The following is an 18,361-nucleotide window of genomic DNA, read 5'->3' as shown; positions in this document are numbered from 1 at the left end:
TATTACAAGGTATGCACCGAATGCTTAAACATGCGTCCCCTTTCCTCATAGGAAGGAAACATATCCCAACTCGCGCAAGCCGGCGACAACAATACGACACCGCCGGGCTCCGCGAAAGCGTAGGCCGCCTCCACCGCTTGCCGGATCGCTGTTTCCGGCATGTCTTCAGTTTCGACGGTTTTCCGCTTTGTTAATCCCGCGAGTTCCGCAATATGATCCAGCTTGAAACGGGTCTCTCCTAACGTAACTACAGCCTTCACGCGTTCGCGAAACACCGGCAGAAGCTCCATGAACTCGGATTTGCGGTCCTGACCGCCGCAAATAAGAACGATCGGCTCGTCTCCGAACGCTTCTATCGATTTGATCGTCGCCGCCGGATTCGTCGCCTTGGAATTGTTATAGAAACTGACTCCGTTCAACTCCCTGACGAACTCCAGCCGATGCTCCACGCCGCGGAACGAGCTTAACACCCGGGCGATCGCGGCTGCATCGGCCCCGGCAGACAAGGCGACGGCAGCGGCGGCCAGCGCGTTCTCGACATTGAAATCGCCCTTCATCGCGATGCCCGACAAAGGGACTATAGTATGCGACGTTCCGCTGCCGTCCGCGTATACGACATGATTTCGTTCGATGTATACGCCTTTTTCCAACGAGTGTTTGAAGGAAAAAGGCAGCACGCCCGCTTTGATTTCAGGCAGCAGCGACCGGCAATAATCGTCGTCCCAATTCATCACGGCCGTATCTTCGGGAGCAAGATTTCGAAACAGCTTCGATTTCGATGCCGCGTAATCTTCCATCGTTTCATGATAATCCAAGTGCGTTTCGTACAAATTTAACAGGCAGGCGATTCTCGGATGGAAGTCGACCGTCCCTTTCAATTGAAAAGAGCTGAGCTCCGCAACGATCCACTGCTCCGGATGCGCAGCCAAAGCCGCCTCGGTCAACGCTCTGCCGATATTTCCGGCGACAACGGCATCCTTGCCGGATTCCGTCAACATCAAGTGCACAAGCGTCGTAGTCGTCGTTTTCCCGTTCGAACCGGTAATGCCGATGATCGGAGCAGGACATATGTGGTGCGCGACTTCAACTTCCGTCACGACTTGGATTCCGAGCCGAAGCGCCTGTTGGATCGGTTGTATCGAATACGGGATGCCCGGATTTTTGACAACGAGGCTCACATCCGCGTCAATGAGGTCTTCCGGATGATGTCCGAATATAACAGAAATACCCAGAGCCTCCAATTGGGCGGCTTCAGGGCATGCAGACCGGTCTTTCTTATCGTTGACGGTAACCCGAGCGCCCGCCCGATGAAACAATTCGGCTACAGCCACACCGCTTCTGGCGAGTCCGAGTAAGACGACCCGGCGGTCTTTATACCCGTCCGGATGGAGCATAAGCTACAACCCCTCGTTGATATAGATTCCAAGTCCCGCCAGGAGCAGCCCCGCCAGCCAAAAAGTGATGACGACTCTCCACTCCGACCACCCGACAAGCTCGAAATGATGGTGAATGGGACTCATTTTGAACACGCGCTTCCCTCTCGTCTTGAAAGAAACGACTTGTATGATGACGGACAGCACTTCGATCACGAAGATGCCGCCGATAACAAGCAGCAGCAATTCAGTCTTCGTAAGGATCGCGACGGCCGCAATGCCTCCTCCGATACCGAGGCTCCCCGTATCGCCCATAAACACTTTGGCGGGATGGGCGTTAAACACTAAAAATCCAAGCACCGCGCCGATCATCGCCGCGGAGAAAAACGCGGATTCGTGTTCCGTATGAATCATCGCGATAACAGCCAACGCCCCGAATGCGACCGCGCTGGTGCCGGACAGCAATCCGTCCAAGCCGTCCGTAAAATTTACGGCGTTAGACATGCCCAGCATGAATAAGACGATAAACGGATAATAAAACAACCCGAGCGGGATGGCAAGCCCGGTACCCGGAATGTGCAGATCGGTGTTATGTCCGTGCATATAAAGCAAGACGCAAACGACGGCCGCAATCAGCAGTTGGCCGAACAGTTTCTGCCGAGCCGTCAGCCCGAGCGACCGTTTAAAAGCGATCTTTATATAATCGTCCAAAAAACCGACGAGTCCGAATCCGAGACAAGCGACAAGCAGCACGTAAAATTCCGGGGAGCGCATGGAAAAACGCATGAACGCAAGCGTCAGCGCCACCAATATAATAATGCCGCCCATCGTCGGCGTGCCGGCCTTCTTCTGATGGCCTTGAGGTCCTTCCCGGCGAATTTGCTGCCCGAACTTCATCCATCGCAGAATCGGTATGAACAGAGGGCCCAGGATAACGGCGAGCGCGAACGACACGCCCATAGTAAAAAGAATCGGATTGAGTTCCATTGTATCCCCCCTTTTGCAACCTTCGGTTGCCTCTTTTACCTTTCTTCTCGAAGTCCGTTCACGACTTCTTCCAGCTTCATTCCGCGGGACGCCTTCACCAGCACGACATCGCCGGGTCTGGCCGTTTCTTCAATGCGCCGGACGACCGCCTTCTTCGAGTCGAACCATACGACTCGTCCGGCGCTGTAATTTCCTGCCGCCGCATCGGAAATCTCTTTCGCAAGCTTGCCGCAGGTGAACACATAATCCACATCTTCCGGTTGAAGCCCGCGGCCGATTTCCCGATGAAACTCAATCTCGCCGGGTCCGAGCTCCAACATATCTCCGAGCACGGCAAACTTGCGGTTGTACGATTTCGTCTCCGCAAGCAGCGCAAGCGCCGCTTTCATCGAAGCCGGGCTTGCGTTATAGGCATCGTTCAGTATCGTAACGCCGTTCTTTCCGCTGATGCGCTCGATTCTCATTCCCGTCGGTTTCATCTCGCGCAGGCCTTTCGCGATAACGGAGTCGGACAGACCGAAGGCGCGTCCGACGACAATCGCGGCCAGTGCGTTTAACGCATTGTGTTTGCCGAGCAGAGGGATCGCAAACCGCTGATCCGAGCCGCTCACCAGGAATGTCGTCTCTCCTTGCCCGATCTGAACGGCCGAGAGCGACAAGTCATTGTCCGGGCCTTCCCCGAAAAGAAGCTTACGGTAAGCGGACGGCTTCTTCGCGTCCCCTTCCCACCGCTCGATCAGCGGCTCGTCGCCGGGAGCGACAAACAGCCCTCCCACTTTCAGGCCGCCGAGAATTTCAAGCTTGGCCTTGGCGATGCCGTCGCGGGAGCCGAGCTGAAGCATATGAGCTTCGCCGATATTGGTAATGACCGCGGCGTCAGGCGACGCGATGCCCGACAGCAGCTCGATTTCGCCGAAACCGCTCATTCCCATCTCAACGACGGCGAACTCGATATCGGACTCAAGCGCGAGCAATGTTCGCGGCAATCCGATGTGATTGTTTAAATTGCCTTCCGTCTTCTGAACTTTAAATGACGTGGCCAACACGGCGGCCAGCATGTCTTTCGTCGTTGTCTTCCCGTTGCTGCCCGTCACGCCGACGACTTTCACCGGAAGGCTCTCCCGGTAACGCGCCGCCAACCGTTGGTATGCCAGCAGCGTATCGTCCACGATGACGGCGGCAATACCGGCAGGCGGTTCGCCTTCGCTGTCCTGCCACAATACGGCGGCTGCGCCCCGCCGAACCGCCTCGGCCGCATAATCGTGGCCGTTGAATCGTTCGCCGATGAGCGGCACGAACAGGCTTCCTTTCGCAATCGTGCGCGTATCGGTTGAAACGCCGGCAACGGCCGTCTTCGAAACGGAATGTTCCGGAAAGCCGGCCGAAAGGCGCCCGTTCGTCCAATCAATGATTTGCCGCAATCCGGTTCGTATCATATGGAAGCACCTCGAATCGCTTCCTTCGCAACCTCGCGGTCGTCGAAATCGTAGGTGACGCCGCCGATGATTTGATAGGTTTCGTGTCCCTTGCCCGCAATCAATACTACATCTTCGGGGTTGGCCATTTCAACCGCTTTTTGGATTGCGCGGCGCCTGTCGGCAATCATCTCGCAGCGGTTGCGGTCCAGCCCGGCCGCAAGCACGCCCTCCTCGATCTCCCGCATTATGCTCTCGGGATCTTCCGACCGCGGATTGTCGGACGTAACGATGACGTGATCGCTCTTCTCCGCCGCAATCCTCCCCATGACGGGACGTTTCGTGCGGTCGCGGTCTCCTCCGCATCCGAATACGGTAATGACGCGGCCCCGGGCGAATTCATTCACCGTATTTAATACGTTGAGAAGGCCGTCCGGCGTGTGGGCGTAGTCGACAAGCACGGCGAACGGCTGCCCCGCATCGACCGGTTCAACGCGGCCTTCCACGCCCGAGATGCTTTCTAATGAACCTACTATAGCTGATAACGGCAAACGTTCCGCCAATGTTGCGGCGACGGCGCCCAATACGTTATAAACGTTGAATTTGCCTATTAGGTTCATATTGATTTCCGCATGTCCCGCAAACGTTTCAAGACGAAACGAGGTGCCGCGCGCGCTCATCCGAATGTTCTTCGCGCGAACGTCCGCCTCGTTGTCGATACCGTATAAAATCGTCTCCGCCGCCGTCGCTCTCTTATATTTGGCGTGCGCCGGATCATCCGCGTTGAGCACTGCGAATTTGGCGCCGCTCTCCGGCGGTTCCGCGGCATTGCCGAGCCTTGAGAAAAACAGCTCCTTCGCCGCGGCGTAATTTTCCATCGTTCCGTGAAAGTCCAGATGGTCTTGGGTTAAATTCGTGAACAGAGCGGTCCGGAAATCGACTCCGAGCACACGCCCTTGCTCGAGCGCATGGCTGGACACTTCCATCACGCAATAGTCGGTCCCGGCCTCCAGCATGCTTCTCATGGCATGTTGCAAATATAGCGCGTCGGCGGTTGTGTTTTTCGAGCTCTTAATTTCATCTCCTATTTTTATGCGGATGGTTCCCATTAGACCGGTTCGATAGCCCACATCCGACAAAATCCGCTCGATCAGGGCAGTCGTCGTCGTTTTGCCGTTCGTCCCCGTCACTCCGATGACCTTCATCTCCCGGCTCGGGTATCCGTTTATCTTGCTTGCAATGACGGCCATCGCCCTTCTCGCGTCCTTCACGATAAGCTGAGGAACGGGCACCGGCAGCTCCCGCTCAACGACAAGCGCCGCCGCCCCCTTTCCTGCCGCCTCTTGCGCAAAATCATGACCGTCAACCGTGTACCCCGGGACGCATATGAACAAATCGCCCGGGTTCACCTGCCTGGAATCGGCCGTGACGCCGGCAATCGCCGTGTTTTCGTCGCCGATAACGCGCGAAAGCAAAACAGACGAGGCGAGCTCTCGGATCAACATGGAATTTCCTCCGTTCGTAAAACTACCGTCTTTATATTATGTTGCAAAAATTCGAATGTCTAACAAGGATGGCTCTAATTCTTCAATTCTTCGGTTCCTCGTTCGACAAATAGATCTGAATCGTCGAACCGCGGGGCAGCTTTGTCCCGGCTTTGGGTTCCTGCAGCACCACGGTGTTGCCTGTACCGTATTTCGCCAATCTGAAATTGGAGTTCAAGCTTTCATATATTTCCGACACGGTGCGGCCCACCAATTCCGGAACTTCGGCCATCGGAGTGTCCAATCCGTATCTGTACTTTTCTTTAACGCCGTCCTTCCGGGGAGGGACACCCATATACCGCAATGCGTCTTCCATAATGTTTTGGACGATCGGAGCCGCAATCACCCCGCCGAACTGCACTCCCTTCGGATTGTCTACGGCCGTATAGATAACGATTTTCGGATCGTCCGCCGGTGCGAAACCGATGAAGGACACGATATGCTCGTTGGCCGAATATCTGCCGTTAACGACCTTCTGTGCGGTCCCCGTCTTTCCTCCGACCCGGTAACCGTCGATAAAAGCGTTGCGCCCCGTCCCTTGGGCAACGACGTATTCCAGCGTTTCGCGAACCTTCTTCGACGTTTCTTCGGAAATGACGGTGCGCACAAGCTCCGGCTCCACCTCGTCGACAACCTCGCCCGTCTCCGGGTGAACCCATGCTTTCGCGATATGAGGTTTGAAGAGCTTGCCACCGTTGACCGCGGCGGACACGGCCATGATTTGCTGGATCGGGGTGACGGATACCCCTTGGCCGAACGACGTCGTCGCCAGCTCTACCGGGCCGACCTGAGGCAGCTTGAACAAGATGCCGTTCTCTTCCCCGGCGAGGTCGATGCCCGTCTTGGTGCCGAATCCGAAGTCTTTAATGTATTGGAACAGCTTCTCTTTGCCAAGACGTTGACCCATTGTGACAAATCCGGGGTTGCAGGAGTTTTCCACGACTTCGCGGAACGTCTGCGAGCCGTGTCCGCTCCTCTTCCAGCAGCGCAAACGCGCGCCGCCCACTTCAATGAAGCCCGGGTCGTGAAAATAATCGTTCAACTTCACTTTCCCCTCTTCCAACGCAGCCGCCAACGTGATGATCTTAAACGTCGAGCCCGGCTCGTACGTCATCCAAATCGGCAAGTTCCGGTTGTATACTTCAGAGGCATAGCTTTGATAGTTGGCGGGTTCATAGTTCGGACGGCTCGCCATTGCCAACACTTCGCCCGTGTTCGGATCTACGGCGATCGAAATAATATGGTCCGGCTGATATTTGACCATCGCTTGGTCCAGCTCCCGCTCCATTGCCGTCTGTATATATTTATCGATGGTCAGCTGCAAATTGAGTCCGTCTTTCGGAGGAATGTACTTTTCGGAAGAGTTCGGCATCCGGTCGCCTCGCGCGTTCGAGAGGAACGCGACGTTGCCCCGGTGACCTTTCAACCGGTCTTCATATTTCGCCTCGACGCCGGTAAGCCCTTGGTTGTCGATGCCCGTGAATCCGAGCACGTGCGCCGCCAAGCCGTCGTACGGGTAGAACCGCTTGTTGTCCTCCGCCACGACGATGCCGGGGAGCTCCAGCTCTCTTACTTCCGCCGCTTTTTGCTGCGTCATTTTCCTGCCGCCCGGCTGAATTTTTTCGATCGAGGACCTTCTGGTAATCTTCTTATAGATACTCTCTTCGCTCATTCCGAGCACACGGGAAAGCTGCGCGGCGGTCGTCTTCGGATCCCGCACCTGCGCGGGAATCGCCCAAACGGTCGGAGTGCTGACGTTATAGGCCAATCTTTCCCCGTTACGATCCCAAATTTCGCCTCTCTTCGCCGAGAACGGAATTTCCCGCCTCCACGATTCTTCCGCTTTTTCGGTCAATTCCGGCCCCATCATCAGTTGAACCCAGCCCAAACGGGCAATTAACGCTATGAAAAGGATTGTGCCGAGCACAAAAATCACGTACAGCCGCCTGCGCAGCGTAACGTTGGATGCGCGCAACAATACCCTCCCCCTTCTTTCGCGAACTAGTCTCTTATATACAAGACTATTCGGGACAACCGTAGGGTAGAACAAGCCTGGGGCCGGGTTGCACTATCCGGAAGAAGCGGGAGGAGCGCCGCCGTCGGGATTGACGTCCGTTTCACCGCTTGGCGCGGCGTCCGTCTCTTCGCCGGCGTCTTCCTGCTCCGCTCCGGAAACGTCCGGAGCCTCATGCAGCGGCTTCAACGTTACTTTAAGAACGGTTTCGCCACGTTCCGTTACAACCTCTTGGGCGACGACGTATCCTTCGCCTTCCGCCTGGCAGCGCAAGCCCAGCAATGCGCACAGCTGCACGGCATCCCTCAAGCTTTCGCCCGTAAGATCGGGCACGTCCGCCTCTTCTTTCGGAACGGTCAGCAGGTACACTTTCGGCGAATCGGGCAGTTGTTCTCCCGGAGGAGGATACTGGCCCAGTACGCGATTGCCGTCACCGATGACGTCCGCCGAAAATCCGCGGGCTTTCAATTCTTCGACGGCGGCGGCCGTCTCCATTTCGTGCAGGTCCGGCACCGTTGCGAGCGCAATGCCTTTGCCGGCCGCAGCGGCCGCTTGATTTTTTTCGTCCGGTTTGCGCTCCGTCGGGACGCCCATGTACCGCAAGCTTTGCGATACGATTTCCTTGAATACCGGCGCGGTGACCTCGCCTGCACGGTTGGAGTCGCAGCCGAGGTTCGGCGAATCGGCGATTACGGCTACGGCAATTCTCGGATCATCCACCGGGGCGAATCCGATGAATGAAACGACCCATTCGCACGTGGCGTACCCACCGTCGACAACGACATTCGCCGTACCGGTTTTCCCCGCAACGCGATACTCTTCGATATATGCCCGTCTGCCTGTCCCTCTCTCCTGATCCGCAACCACTTGCTCCAAATATTGTTTCACTTGATTCGCCGTCTGTTCCGAAACGACTTGACCGACCACCTTCGGCTTATGTTCGGAAATGACTTCATTTGTTTCGGGGTCCAGCACCTTCTTTACGACATAAGGCTCCATAAGCTTTCCGCCGTTCGCAATGGCGGCATAAGCGCTAATCTGATGCATCGGCGTTACCTGAACTCTACCTTGTCCGTATGTGCCTGCGGCCACATCGGCAGGGTACTGGAAGTTAACGGCGCCGCTCACTTCTCCCGGCAAATCGATTCCCGTCTTTCTCGTAAAACCGAACCGTTCGATATACTCCATGAACTTCTCTTCTTTCAACATCTCATAGCCTAATTTGACGAACGCCACGTTGCTCGAGCGGAGCAGCCCTTCCAAATACGTAATCGTGCCCCAACCGCCGCGTCTATGGTCTCTGATCGTTCGCCCGGGCACTTTGATGCTGCCGGAATCGAATGTGGCGTTCGGATCGAACAAGCCTTGATCGACCGCACCGGTGAGCGTCACGATCTTGAACGTCGACCCGGGTTCGTAGCGGGATGCGATCGCCATATTGCGGAAATCCTTGTACTCCCAGTACTTGTTCGGATCAAAATTCGGGTAATTGGCGAGCGCCAACACTTCCATCGTCTTCGGATCGACCGCGATCGCGGTCATGCGTTTCGGCTCGTATTCGTCGTACACTTTCTTCATCGCTTGTTCGGTATAATGCTGTATTGTCTGGTCGATCGTCAGCACTACGTTTTTGCCGTCCACCGGCTCGACCAAATTCGGCTTGTCTCCGGGAAGCTTATTGCCTCTCTCGTCCTTCTGATAGGAAATCGAACCGTCTGTCCCCCGAAGCTGCTCGTCCAAAGCGGATTCGAGTCCTGCCCACGGACGCCCGTCTTTATCGATATAACCGAGCATATGCGAGGCGAGCGAGTTTTTCGGATAATAGCGCATCTTTTCCGGACGAAGACCGACGCCGACCCAGTCGTCTCCCAATATATCGTGCTCTTCCATGAACTGTTTTTCCCATTCGCGCACTCGATCCGCGACTTCCTTCGGAATCTTCCATCCTTGTATGCGAATCTCTCTGTTGCGAAGGAGCTTTCCGTCGCTATTTTTTGCGGTTACTTGTTCATAGACTTTGTTCTCCGGCATGCCGAGGACGCCGGAAAGACCGGATGCCACTTCACGTTCCAGTCCGAGTTGATTGATCAACTGAGGATTGACCACGACGGTGAAGCCGTCCGCATCCGCAGCCAACACCTGCATCTTGCGGTCATAAATCGTTCCGCGGTCGGCTTCCAGCTTCTCTCCCGTCGCCCACATCCGCTCGGCTTGAGCGACGAGCCAGGACGCTTCCACGACTTGCAGCCAATACAGCCTCGCAACGAGCCCAATAAAAAAGAGAGTGAACGCTACACCGAGCATCAGCGAGCGCACTCTAATTTTTTGCTTCATCAACACCCCACCTTGCATGGCCGACGTTTCGGAACTCATTATTCTTCCGCCATCGCAACAGCGCTGTCTCCGGTCTGCGCCGATGAAGGCGCAATTTCGTCCGGAAGCGTCAAGCCCATCTCGATTCCCGTTTCGATCAGACGCTGCGGATCCTGCAGCTTGGCCACTTCATTCTTTAACGCCGTATTTTCTTTCTCCAGCTGCCTAATCTCGGATTCTATCTGCACGATGCGCGTGTTCATTTCAAAAATCATCGCATAACGCCATACAACGATACCCGCTACCGCGCAAAACATAATTACCGCAAACAAGTAGAGCAATTTTTCGGGCGTCGGGATCGACTTGGCGCGCTGCACCTTCTTCCGAACGGCTTTCTTGGTCTTTTCCGCGGCAGACTCCCGGCGCCGTTCATCCAATGCAAGACTTCCGTTTATGTATGCGGACATGAGAACTCAGCCTCCTTATTATAATTGAACGGCTTCTGATCCGTCCCTATTCCCGTCCATGTAATTGTTTCCAACCGGCGTTCTAATAATCTCGCAATTTCTCCGCAATCCGCAGCTTGGCGGAACGCGCTCTCGGATTATCCTCCAGCTCCGCTTCGCTTGCTTCGATAGGCTTCCGATTGATTAATTTGAGCGTCCCTTTCGCGCCGCATGCGCACATCGGCAAATCCGGAGGGCATACGCATCTTCCAAGCCGTTTCGCAAATGCCTGCTTGCAAATACGGTCTTCCAACGAGTGGAAGGTAATGACGGATATACGCCCGCCGGGCGCAGCGCATCGAATCGCTTGCTCAAGCGCATCCTCGAACGCTCCGAGCTCGTCATTCACCGCAATGCGTATCGCTTGGAACGTCCGTTTCGCCGGATGACCGCCGCTTCGGCGCGCGGCCGCCGGAATGCCTGCTTTCACCAGCTCCGCCAGCTCTCCCGTCGTCCGAATAGGCGCAGCCTCGCGCGCCTTTGCAATTTCGCGGGCGATCCGGCGCGAAAACTTCTCTTCGCCGTATTTAAACAATATTTGCGCGATGCGCTCCTCCGGCCACCCGTTCACGATGTCGGCAGCCGTCAGCGTGCCGGTTGTATCCATTCGCATATCGAGTTCCGCATCGTGATGGTAGCTGAACCCCCGGTCCGCCTCATCCAACTGGGGAGAGGATACGCCGAGGTCAAACAGCACTCCGTCCACCTGCGGGTCGCCTTGCTCGCTGCGGGGAACATCGAATCCGCACAATACGTCCGATAAATTCCGGAAATTCGATTTGACAATAACGACGCGGCTGCCGAACGGTTCCAATACGCCCCGGGCGTGCTCAATGGCGCGATCGTCTTGATCGAAAGCGATTAACTTCCCTTCCGGTCCAAGCCGGGAGGCGATCAGAGCGCTATGTCCCGCACCGCCCAGCGTACAATCGACGTAGATGCCGTCCTTTCTTACGTTAAGCCCGTCGACCGCCTCTTCCTTCAGCACGGTTCTATGTATAAACAATGTTGCTAACCCCTTTATCAACAGCCGTTGCGAAAAACTTCTCTACAAATCGAAATTGAAATCGACCAATTTCTCGGCAATTTCATTAAACGATTGTTCCGACTGTTGGGAATAAGACTCCCAAGCTTCCTTGCTCCACACTTCCACGCGGTTGGACACGCCGATGACGATGCAATCCTTCTCCAGCTTGGCATGTTCGCGAAGATTGCCCGGTATGTTTACCCTTCCCTGTTTATCCAGCTCGCATTCCACCGCGCCGGAGAAGAAGAACCGGGTAAACGCGCGCGCATCCGATTTCATGAGCGACAGTGATTTCAGCTTTTGCTCAAGCACTTTCCATTCCGACATCGGGTATACGAATAAACATTGGTCGAGGCCGCGGGTCATCACGAAGGAGGTACCCAATTCTTCGCGAAACTTCGCAGGAATGATCATGCGACCTTTCTCATCAACGCTGTGTTGATATTCACCCATAAACATCGCACGATCACCACCTGTCTACCCTTTTTCCCCACTTCGCCCCACTTTTCACCACTCTGAATCACAATTCGCTATAAAAAAAGAAATTCCTGCCGGCATGGCAGGATTTTTCGAAAAAATATTTTATGCAGTTAATCGTTTTGGCGCTCCGGTTCGCTTCGTTTCTCAACGTGCTTTCGGCTGCGGCGCCTCCACAGCCAATATGCCGGCATCCCGACAATTCCGGCTGCGGCGGCTACGGGAATCGCTCCCGCAACAACGACAAGCACGCCTTCCAAGACAGTAACGAGCACGTTTAGACTTCCTTGGACGGCGTTACCCATTCGTTCGCTTAACGACGGACCGTCCCCCAGTATGGAAGCGGATTTTTCCTTTAATTTTTCATATATCCGCAGTTCCACCGTGCTGTATGCGACATTTTGCTCCAAATACCTCATTCGGCCTTTCATCCGTTCGATTTCTTCCTGCACGCGGGCAAGCTCGTTGGAGAACGTCACAAGGTCGTCCGTCCGGTTCGCCTTCTCCATGAATCCCAACAACCGCTTTTCGACAACTTGTTTCGCCTGCAGCCGCGCTTCCAAATCGACGTACTCTTCCGAAACGTCCTGCGCTTTCAGGTTCCTGTTCAGCTTCAGGTTCGGAATCTCCTCGAGCTTGGACAGGAAGCCGTTAAAGCCGCCGGCGGGAACCTTGATGGTGAACAATCCCGTCTTCTCGTACTGCGTCGTCTCCTCTGTAAAGCCAACGATATACCCGCCGGACAAATGGATCAAATTTTGAACTTCGGTGTAGGCGTCCCCGTAATTTTCCACTTCCATGGTCATGTTCGCTGTGTAGATGAGCATCCGGTTTCCTTGCGCAGGCTGCGTTTGCCCTTGTTGCGGAGCAACCGAAGCTCCAGACCCGGCGCCGGATGCAGAATCCGCGCTCAATGCTGATTCAGCCTCCCGATACTGATCGTTGACCGTCATCGCCATGTCCGCCGCCGCCGGCGTTTCAGCCGGCATTTCCGCCGCCGCTGCCGATTCCGATTTCGCCTCGCTTTCCGCGCCGTAATCCATTTCTGCAGTATTGGCCGCGCCCGAATTCGTGGATCCGGCGCTGCCGCCGCATCCGGCAAGCCATCCGATCGCCAGTACCCCCACCGCAATGCACGCCGCCCGTCTACAATGTTTCATTGACCCCGTCCCCTTTTTTTTGCTGAGATTTTTCTCCCATATATAGACGATGCCAACCGTACCGAATGTTTCACCGGTCAAGCGGATTTTCGCACAAAATAACGGAATAAAGCATATCCCCACACGGCATGAACCACCACACCCGCAGCAGCGGACAGCGTAACCGGCGCGTCTCCGCGCATCGCTAACTCCAAAGTCTTCGCCGTCCAATAGGCCGGCACAGGCCAAGCGGCGATCTGCCAAGGCTCGGGCAGAAGAAGCAGAATAGGAGTGATCACAGGCAGTGCCGTCAATTTCGACATCGCCAGTCCCTCCACTTTATTCGAAGCAAACCCGGCGATACATAACGCGGTTATAGCCGCTTGCACCGCAACCATCAACACCGCCGCTCCAACCGCCTCCGGTGCAAATGAATGGTTCGCCATGCCTCGGGCGACAATTGCCGCCACCGCGCCATAACATACGCTGATTGCAGCCGGAATCGAAAGACGGTATGCAAAATAGCCTCCCTTGCCGAGAGGCGTGACGGCATATACTTGAAGCAAGCCCTCGTCTTTCTCATCAAGCATAAGAAGCCCCGCCATCGTTCCGGGAAGCAGCGGAATGAGCAGCATCACCGAAGCCGCAATTATAGGGTAAAACGGTTCCGCATTCCATATGGAGCGAACACGAAGCCAAACCGCCGCTTCCGGGACGCCATAAGCGAACATGATCAGCAGCAGACTCGGCGCCGCCGCCATAAACAGCAGCATCGGATCGCGCGCCGTCAGCCGCAAATCGGAACCGCCCATCGCAAGCAGCCGTTTCATCGAGCCGCTTCCCTCCCTTCTCCGATACGGAATATAACGTACTGTACGAATGAATGCCTTGCCCATACATACGCACCGGCGATCCAGAGAGAGAGTACGCTAATTCCGTAAAGATACATCCATCCCGGAAGCCGCTCGAATGACGAACCGATAAACAGCAGCGAGGCGTGGGAAGGGAGCGCGTAAAACCAAGGCGCATTCCATATATGCAAGGTTTGCAGGATAGGTACGCAAAGCACCAACGAGGCAGCCGTCGACCCGATAAAATATTGGTTTACCCCATGGCATCTGACAGCGACTCCTATCCCGAACAATGTAAAAAACACCGAGCTCAACACCAGTCCGGCAGCGAATGCAACCCAATCCCCTTCAAAGCCGAATGCGCCGATGCGAACCGCCGACCCCGCCGCCGCCGACAGTACGGTCAACGAAACGGTCTTGGAAATCAAATATTCGTCCGGCGTAAACGGCGTTACCATCAACGGATCCAAGATTCGTTGATTTTTCTCCAGCAGCACCATGCCTCCGACGAAATAGAAGCCGAGTGTCGCGGGGTCGGAGAACGTGATTACCGTTTCGGCGGTTTTCCGGACACCGGCATCAGGAATGGCGCGAAGAATCGCAATATATACGGCGCTGATCAAAATATAAGCGGTATAGAAGCCATGGCGGAACTGAAGCTTCATCTCGAAAGCAATTGCCGAAAGGAGGCGTCTCATAATATTAGTTCCTTTCCGGTTACACGGATAAAAATGTCCTCCAGCGTCGCTTCGGAGGTGTGAATCGACTCAATCGTCCCTTCACGCAGCAAAGAAAGAAATGTGCCGTTCGTTCCGAGTTCGGCCAAATCATATTCCTCGCTGTAAAGCGTTCCGCCTCTTCGATATCGTACGACCGCCTTCTTGCTGCCGCCGCGGATCATAAGCGCCTTCGGCTCATCGATCAGCCGGATCGTTCCTCCGGCCATGAAAGCGACACGGTCGCATATCTCTTCCGCTATGTTCATGTTGTGCGTGGTCAGGAAGATCGTTTTCCCTTCCGCTTTCTTTTGCTTAATGATGTCCTTCACCCGTTTCGCGTTCACCGGATCGAGTCCCGAAGTCGGTTCGTCCAAAAACAAAATGTCCGGATCGTTCAACAGTGCGCGGCAAAAATTAAGCCTCATCTTCATGCCTTTCGAATAGCGGGAAACGCGGGTGCCGGCGTCGTCCGTCAACCCGACATCCGCAAGCAGTTCTTCCGGCGATTCGGTCCGGCAGCGGTACAGAGAGCGGAACAGCTTCAAATTTTCCAGCGCCGTCAGCCGTTGATAAAACGACGGAAATTCGAAAGCGACGCCGATTTTCTCGTAGTAATCCCGCTTCTTGAACGTTCTGAGCTCCTGGCCGAACACTGCAACGCTGCCCGAATATCCTTGGAGCGCACCGATCAATATATTTTGCGTGGTGCTTTTCCCGGCGCCGGACGGCCCCAAAAAACCGAATATTTCGCCGGCGCCGAATTGGAAATCAAGTCCCCGAAGCGTCGGCTCGCGCTTGCCGGGGTACGTAAAGCACAATTGCCGCACCTCAATCATAACGGATCACCTTTCTCAACTATGAGCCCTTTGGCGACGCATTCGATCAGCAATTCCAACGTCGCTTCATAATGCCTTTCGCCGATGCGTTCTTTCTGGAGCACGAACAGCACGAGCGAGCGAATCAACGAGACGACCGTCTCCGGATCTTTATCCGCGAGCCAGCCCTCTCTGCGCCCGCGCTCCAAGAACGGCGCTAGCGCATTCGCGTCTTCCGCGAAATGAGCCTCCAACAACTCCGGCGGGAGCTTCCGAAACAGTGTTTCGACGAGCTGTTCGTCGTACAGCTGTCGCAATACCGGACTTTGCTCAATCGTCCGGACCGATTCCCTTACAAATTGGCGAAACCGTTCTCTCGTCATCGTTCCGCTTTCCAAGTAACTGTCGAACAGCTGTTTTCTGATACGCTCCTCTTCCTCTTGCACGATTTCAAAATAGAGCGCTTCTTTCGACTCGTAAAACAGATAAAACGAGCCTTGCGCGATGCCTGTCGGCTTCGTAATGTCGGCGACGCTCGTTTTTTGCAAGCCTAACGCTTCGAACAGCCGCTTTCCGGTTTCCTTCAGCTTGGCTTGAATCCGAACTTTTTCTTGGTCGGTAAACTTTTTCGGCATATTTGCACCGCCACTTTTATTTTATTGTGAATAATTTTATTTTATATTCATAAAAGTGTACGCGACACCAGCGTGTTATGTCAACGAACTTTCATAGCCGGCTCGTCGGGGCGGGCGTCGGATTCCTACTGAAACTCATGCATTCAGCAATTTTACTTTGACACGAGTTGTTTTTATCGAGTTTACAAGCCGTTCGTCAGCAGTCCAATATTCAACTCCTTCGCTGACCGCAAGATACATCGCATCGTACAATTGAGTAAGACCGTTCGCTTCAGCGATTTCCCAGGCTTGATCATACAGATGGCCGTTGTCTACATATACGATTGGTAAGGAGACAAACTTTCCCCAAAGCTCATGAAGCGTTTCCGTATCGAGAAGTTTTCTGCGCCACTTTTTTCTCAAGACGCTCCCTACTTCGATTTTCATGATTGTCGGGGCGATGATTTCTACCTTCTCACGAAGCAGACGGATAACCAAATTCTCGGCCAAAGCCGTACCCGGTTCTTGAGTTAATATTTTTATCCAAATGCTTGCATCGAGACATACCCGGCTCATCTTTCACCATCCCGCAAACTTCGTATATCGTCTGTCGAATCTGGTTGAACTCCGCTCATCCGTTGCGTTCTTTCGCGAATCATTCCGATTTCCTTGATTAATTTCTCGCCTTCATGCCACATCATGTGTTGTTCCGTGATATCCACCATAATATCGTTTAACGTTTTTTGTTCACTTTCTGCTCTTTGTGTTAAATAATCGAAGACACGCAACGGCAAACGGACGGTCAATTGTTTTTTCTCGATCAATTCGATGCCCTCCTTGGGATCCTTCTCCTATAAACATATTATCGAATCTCGGTTCGTGATTCAATAACAGAATCTCAATAAGAATCATGCCGTAACAAGAATATGTCACATACAACCAAAGACCGCCTCCGGACCATCGCCCGACGGCGGTCTTTGGTTCGACATATCCTTGCGTTAACCCCCTATCCCTTCGACAACGCTTCATCCAAGCGTCGAAGCTCTCCCCAAGATTCCGCCAATTGCCTGACATATTGTGCGGCAAAGCATTTCGATTCCGCAAAGACAGTCGTACAATATCGCAGGCCGAACGGATTATATGTATTGTTCCGCAGCGCATTCATCCAGTTATCGTATGCCAAAAGTCCAGAGTCATATGGTACTGCTTCTTGATGCCGGCCATTTCAGGCATTGTGAGATTGGTATGTGAAGAGAAGCCATAGCGAGTCTCCTCCAGAAAGGAAAATTCTAATTCTAAATTAATGCTCCGCCCAAGAGTCCAAGTACTCTTTCTGCTCCGCCGTTATTGAATCGATGCCCAACCCGAGCGACTCCAACTTGAAGCGGGCCACCTGCTCATCCGTCTCATACGGCACGTTGACGACCTTGCCGCCGATTTCTTTGTAATGCTCGTTTACGTATTTCAGCGCCATCGCTTGCAGCGCGAACGTCATATCCATAATTTCCGCCGGGTGCCCGTCTCCTGCCGCCAAGTTGACAAGACGCCCCTCGGCTAGCAAGTAAATACTGCGCCCGTCCTTCAGCTTGTACTCCTCGATGTTGCGGCGAACCGTCCGTTTCGACACCGATAAAGCTTCGAGCTCAGGCTTGTTCACTTCCACGTCGAAATGTCCCGCATTGCACAAAATCGCCCCGTCCTTCATCGATTCGTAATGCGGACCGCGGATAATGTCTTTGTTGCCGGTAACCGTCACGAAAATATCGCCGACTTTCGCCGCTTCCGACATCGGCCTGACCGCGAAGCCGTCCATATACGCTTCAACCGCTTTAATCGCGTCGATTTCCGTTACGACGACGTTCGCGCCGAGACCTTTCGCTCTCATTGCAACCCCTTTGCCGCACCAGCCGTAACCGTTGACCACGACCGTTTTGCCCGCCACGACCAAGTTGGTTGTTCTCATGATGCCGTCCCACACCGACTGCCCGGTTCCGTACCTGTTGTCGAACAAATATTTGCAGAATGCATCGTTGACGGCCACCATCGGGAACTTCAACCTGCCTTCGCGTTCAAGAGATTTCAATCGCAATATTCCGGTCGTCGTCTCTTCCGCCCCCCCACGCACTTGCGCCGCCAAATCTTGACGTTCGGAATGCAAAATCGTGATCAAGTCGCCGCCGTCGTCGATAATAAGATCCGGCCTCGTTTCCAGCGTCTTGACCAATAGATCCTTATATTCTTTCGGGTCGGGGTTGTATTTCGCAAAGACGGTAACGCCGTCTTCGGCGAGCGCCGCGCATACGTCGTCCTGCGTCGACAGCGGGTTGCTGCCCGTAATAAACACTTCCGCACCGCCCGCTTTCACCACTTTCGCCAGGTAAGCCGTCTTCGCCTCCAAGTGCAGCGAGATCGCCACTTTCAATCCTTTAAAAGGCTGTTCTTTCTCGAATTGCTCCCGAATCCGGTTCAACACGGGCATGTGCGCCTGCACCCAATCGATTTTGAGGCGGCCCTCGGGCGCAAGCTTCGGATCACGGATAATGCTTCGGTTTAACGTTGTCATTTGT

Annotated in this window: 17 protein-coding genes; all 17 read right to left on the bottom strand. The window is 54.4% G+C overall.

What is annotated here, in order from left to right:
* Positions 1-2: 2 nt before the first annotated feature.
* The 17 genes from murD to JET16_RS19200 all read right to left on the bottom strand — a co-directional run bounded on the left by murD (position 3) and on the right by JET16_RS19200 (position 18,357).
* Positions 3-1,394, bottom strand: coding sequence for a UDP-N-acetylmuramoyl-L-alanine--D-glutamate ligase (murD, locus tag JET16_RS19280; RefSeq protein ID WP_199619003.1), 1,392 nt, complete (start codon positions 1,392-1,394; stop codon positions 3-5).
* A gap of 3 nt (positions 1,395-1,397) precedes the next feature.
* Positions 1,398-2,360 (bottom strand): phospho-N-acetylmuramoyl-pentapeptide-transferase, encoded by a 963-nt coding sequence (mraY, locus tag JET16_RS19275; protein WP_199619000.1) that lies wholly within the window; start codon positions 2,358-2,360, stop codon positions 1,398-1,400.
* Between the two features lie 35 nt (positions 2,361-2,395).
* Positions 2,396-3,796: a UDP-N-acetylmuramoyl-tripeptide--D-alanyl-D-alanine ligase gene (locus tag JET16_RS19270; RefSeq protein ID WP_199618998.1), complete on the bottom strand. Its 1,401-nt coding sequence runs from the start codon at positions 3,794-3,796 to the stop codon at positions 2,396-2,398.
* A complete protein-coding gene (locus JET16_RS19265; protein ID WP_199618996.1) occupies positions 3,793-5,280 on the bottom strand; it encodes a UDP-N-acetylmuramoyl-L-alanyl-D-glutamate--2,6-diaminopimelate ligase in 1,488 nt (495 codons plus the stop codon). The genes JET16_RS19270 and JET16_RS19265 overlap by 4 nt, the downstream gene beginning before the upstream one ends.
* Before the next feature lie 82 nt (positions 5,281-5,362).
* On the bottom strand, positions 5,363-7,294 hold the full coding sequence (locus tag JET16_RS19260) for a stage V sporulation protein D (protein ID WP_199618984.1): 1,932 nt from the start codon (positions 7,292-7,294) through the stop codon (positions 5,363-5,365).
* 93 nt (positions 7,295-7,387) lie between these two features.
* Positions 7,388-9,667, bottom strand: coding sequence for a PASTA domain-containing penicillin-binding protein (locus tag JET16_RS19255; RefSeq protein WP_199618981.1), 2,280 nt, complete (start codon positions 9,665-9,667; stop codon positions 7,388-7,390).
* A gap of 38 nt (positions 9,668-9,705) precedes the next feature.
* Positions 9,706-10,113 carry a septum formation initiator family protein gene (locus JET16_RS19250; RefSeq protein WP_199618976.1) on the bottom strand — a complete coding sequence of 136 codons (408 nt, stop codon included), beginning with the start codon at positions 10,111-10,113 and terminating at the stop codon, positions 9,706-9,708.
* Positions 10,114-10,195: 82 nt separating this feature from the next.
* Positions 10,196-11,158: a 16S rRNA (cytosine(1402)-N(4))-methyltransferase RsmH gene (rsmH, locus tag JET16_RS19245; RefSeq protein WP_199618973.1), complete on the bottom strand. Its 963-nt coding sequence runs from the start codon at positions 11,156-11,158 to the stop codon at positions 10,196-10,198.
* A 42-nt stretch (positions 11,159-11,200) separates the two neighbouring features.
* Positions 11,201-11,638: a division/cell wall cluster transcriptional repressor MraZ gene (gene mraZ, locus JET16_RS19240; protein WP_199618971.1), complete on the bottom strand. Its 438-nt coding sequence runs from the start codon at positions 11,636-11,638 to the stop codon at positions 11,201-11,203.
* Positions 11,639-11,769: 131 nt separating this feature from the next.
* On the bottom strand, positions 11,770-12,816 hold the full coding sequence (locus JET16_RS19235) for a DUF4349 domain-containing protein (RefSeq protein ID WP_199618969.1): 1,047 nt from the start codon (positions 12,814-12,816) through the stop codon (positions 11,770-11,772).
* 77 nt (positions 12,817-12,893) lie between these two features.
* Positions 12,894-13,625: a hypothetical protein gene (locus tag JET16_RS19230; RefSeq protein WP_199618959.1), complete on the bottom strand. Its 732-nt coding sequence runs from the start codon at positions 13,623-13,625 to the stop codon at positions 12,894-12,896.
* Positions 13,622-14,344, bottom strand: coding sequence for a fluoroquinolone export ABC transporter permease subunit (locus tag JET16_RS19225; RefSeq protein WP_199618956.1), 723 nt, complete (start codon positions 14,342-14,344; stop codon positions 13,622-13,624). The genes JET16_RS19230 and JET16_RS19225 overlap by 4 nt, the downstream gene beginning before the upstream one ends.
* Positions 14,341-15,201, bottom strand: coding sequence for an ABC transporter ATP-binding protein (locus tag JET16_RS19220; RefSeq protein ID WP_199618953.1), 861 nt, complete (start codon positions 15,199-15,201; stop codon positions 14,341-14,343). The genes JET16_RS19225 and JET16_RS19220 overlap by 4 nt, the downstream gene beginning before the upstream one ends.
* Positions 15,198-15,815, bottom strand: a complete 618-nt coding sequence (locus JET16_RS19215) for a TetR/AcrR family transcriptional regulator (protein ID WP_199618951.1) — start codon at positions 15,813-15,815, stop codon at positions 15,198-15,200. The genes JET16_RS19220 and JET16_RS19215 overlap by 4 nt, the downstream gene beginning before the upstream one ends.
* Before the next feature lie 135 nt (positions 15,816-15,950).
* Complete coding sequence (locus JET16_RS19210) at positions 15,951-16,370, bottom strand: type II toxin-antitoxin system VapC family toxin (protein WP_199618949.1); 420 nt, start codon at positions 16,368-16,370, stop codon at positions 15,951-15,953.
* Entirely contained in the window at positions 16,367-16,618 is a 252-nt protein-coding gene (locus JET16_RS19205) for a hypothetical protein (RefSeq protein ID WP_199618947.1), read from the bottom strand. Before JET16_RS19205 ends, JET16_RS19210 begins: the two co-directional genes overlap by 4 nt.
* 476 nt (positions 16,619-17,094) lie before the next feature.
* Complete coding sequence (locus JET16_RS19200) at positions 17,095-18,357, bottom strand: adenosylhomocysteinase (protein ID WP_199618944.1); 1,263 nt, start codon at positions 18,355-18,357, stop codon at positions 17,095-17,097.
* Positions 18,358-18,361 lie beyond the last annotated feature (4 nt).

Origin of the sequence: Paenibacillus alkalitolerans (genome assembly GCF_016482785.1) — a bacterium.
Lineage (GTDB): Bacteria > Bacillota > Bacilli > Paenibacillales > YIM-B00363 > Paenibacillus_AE > Paenibacillus_AE alkalitolerans.
This window is presented reverse-complemented; position numbering and strand designations above follow the sequence as displayed.

Excerpts from the sequence above, each read along its gene's own strand:
- JET16_RS19235 (WP_199618969.1), bottom strand. The coding sequence starts at position 12,816 with ATGAAACATTGTAGACGGGCGGCGTGCATTGCGGTGGGGGTACTGGCG.
- JET16_RS19200 (WP_199618944.1), bottom strand. The coding sequence starts at position 18,357 with ATGACAACGTTAAACCGAAGCATTATCCGTGATCCGAAGCTTGCGCCC.
- murD (WP_199619003.1), bottom strand. The coding sequence starts at position 1,394 with ATGCTCCATCCGGACGGGTATAAAGACCGCCGGGTCGTCTTACTCGGA.
- JET16_RS19255 (WP_199618981.1), bottom strand. The coding sequence starts at position 9,667 with ATGAAGCAAAAAATTAGAGTGCGCTCGCTGATGCTCGGTGTAGCGTTC.
- mraZ (WP_199618971.1), bottom strand. The coding sequence starts at position 11,638 with ATGTTTATGGGTGAATATCAACACAGCGTTGATGAGAAAGGTCGCATG.
- JET16_RS19210 (WP_199618949.1), bottom strand. The coding sequence starts at position 16,370 with ATGAGCCGGGTATGTCTCGATGCAAGCATTTGGATAAAAATATTAACT.
- JET16_RS19215 (WP_199618951.1), bottom strand. The coding sequence starts at position 15,815 with ATGCCGAAAAAGTTTACCGACCAAGAAAAAGTTCGGATTCAAGCCAAG.
- JET16_RS19250 (WP_199618976.1), bottom strand. The coding sequence starts at position 10,113 with ATGTCCGCATACATAAACGGAAGTCTTGCATTGGATGAACGGCGCCGG.
- JET16_RS19230 (WP_199618959.1), bottom strand. The coding sequence starts at position 13,625 with ATGAAACGGCTGCTTGCGATGGGCGGTTCCGATTTGCGGCTGACGGCG.
- JET16_RS19225 (WP_199618956.1), bottom strand. The coding sequence starts at position 14,344 with ATGAGACGCCTCCTTTCGGCAATTGCTTTCGAGATGAAGCTTCAGTTC.
- mraY (WP_199619000.1), bottom strand. The coding sequence starts at position 2,360 with ATGGAACTCAATCCGATTCTTTTTACTATGGGCGTGTCGTTCGCGCTC.
- JET16_RS19220 (WP_199618953.1), bottom strand. The coding sequence starts at position 15,201 with ATGATTGAGGTGCGGCAATTGTGCTTTACGTACCCCGGCAAGCGCGAG.
- JET16_RS19270 (WP_199618998.1), bottom strand. The coding sequence starts at position 3,796 with ATGATACGAACCGGATTGCGGCAAATCATTGATTGGACGAACGGGCGC.
- JET16_RS19265 (WP_199618996.1), bottom strand. The coding sequence starts at position 5,280 with ATGTTGATCCGAGAGCTCGCCTCGTCTGTTTTGCTTTCGCGCGTTATC.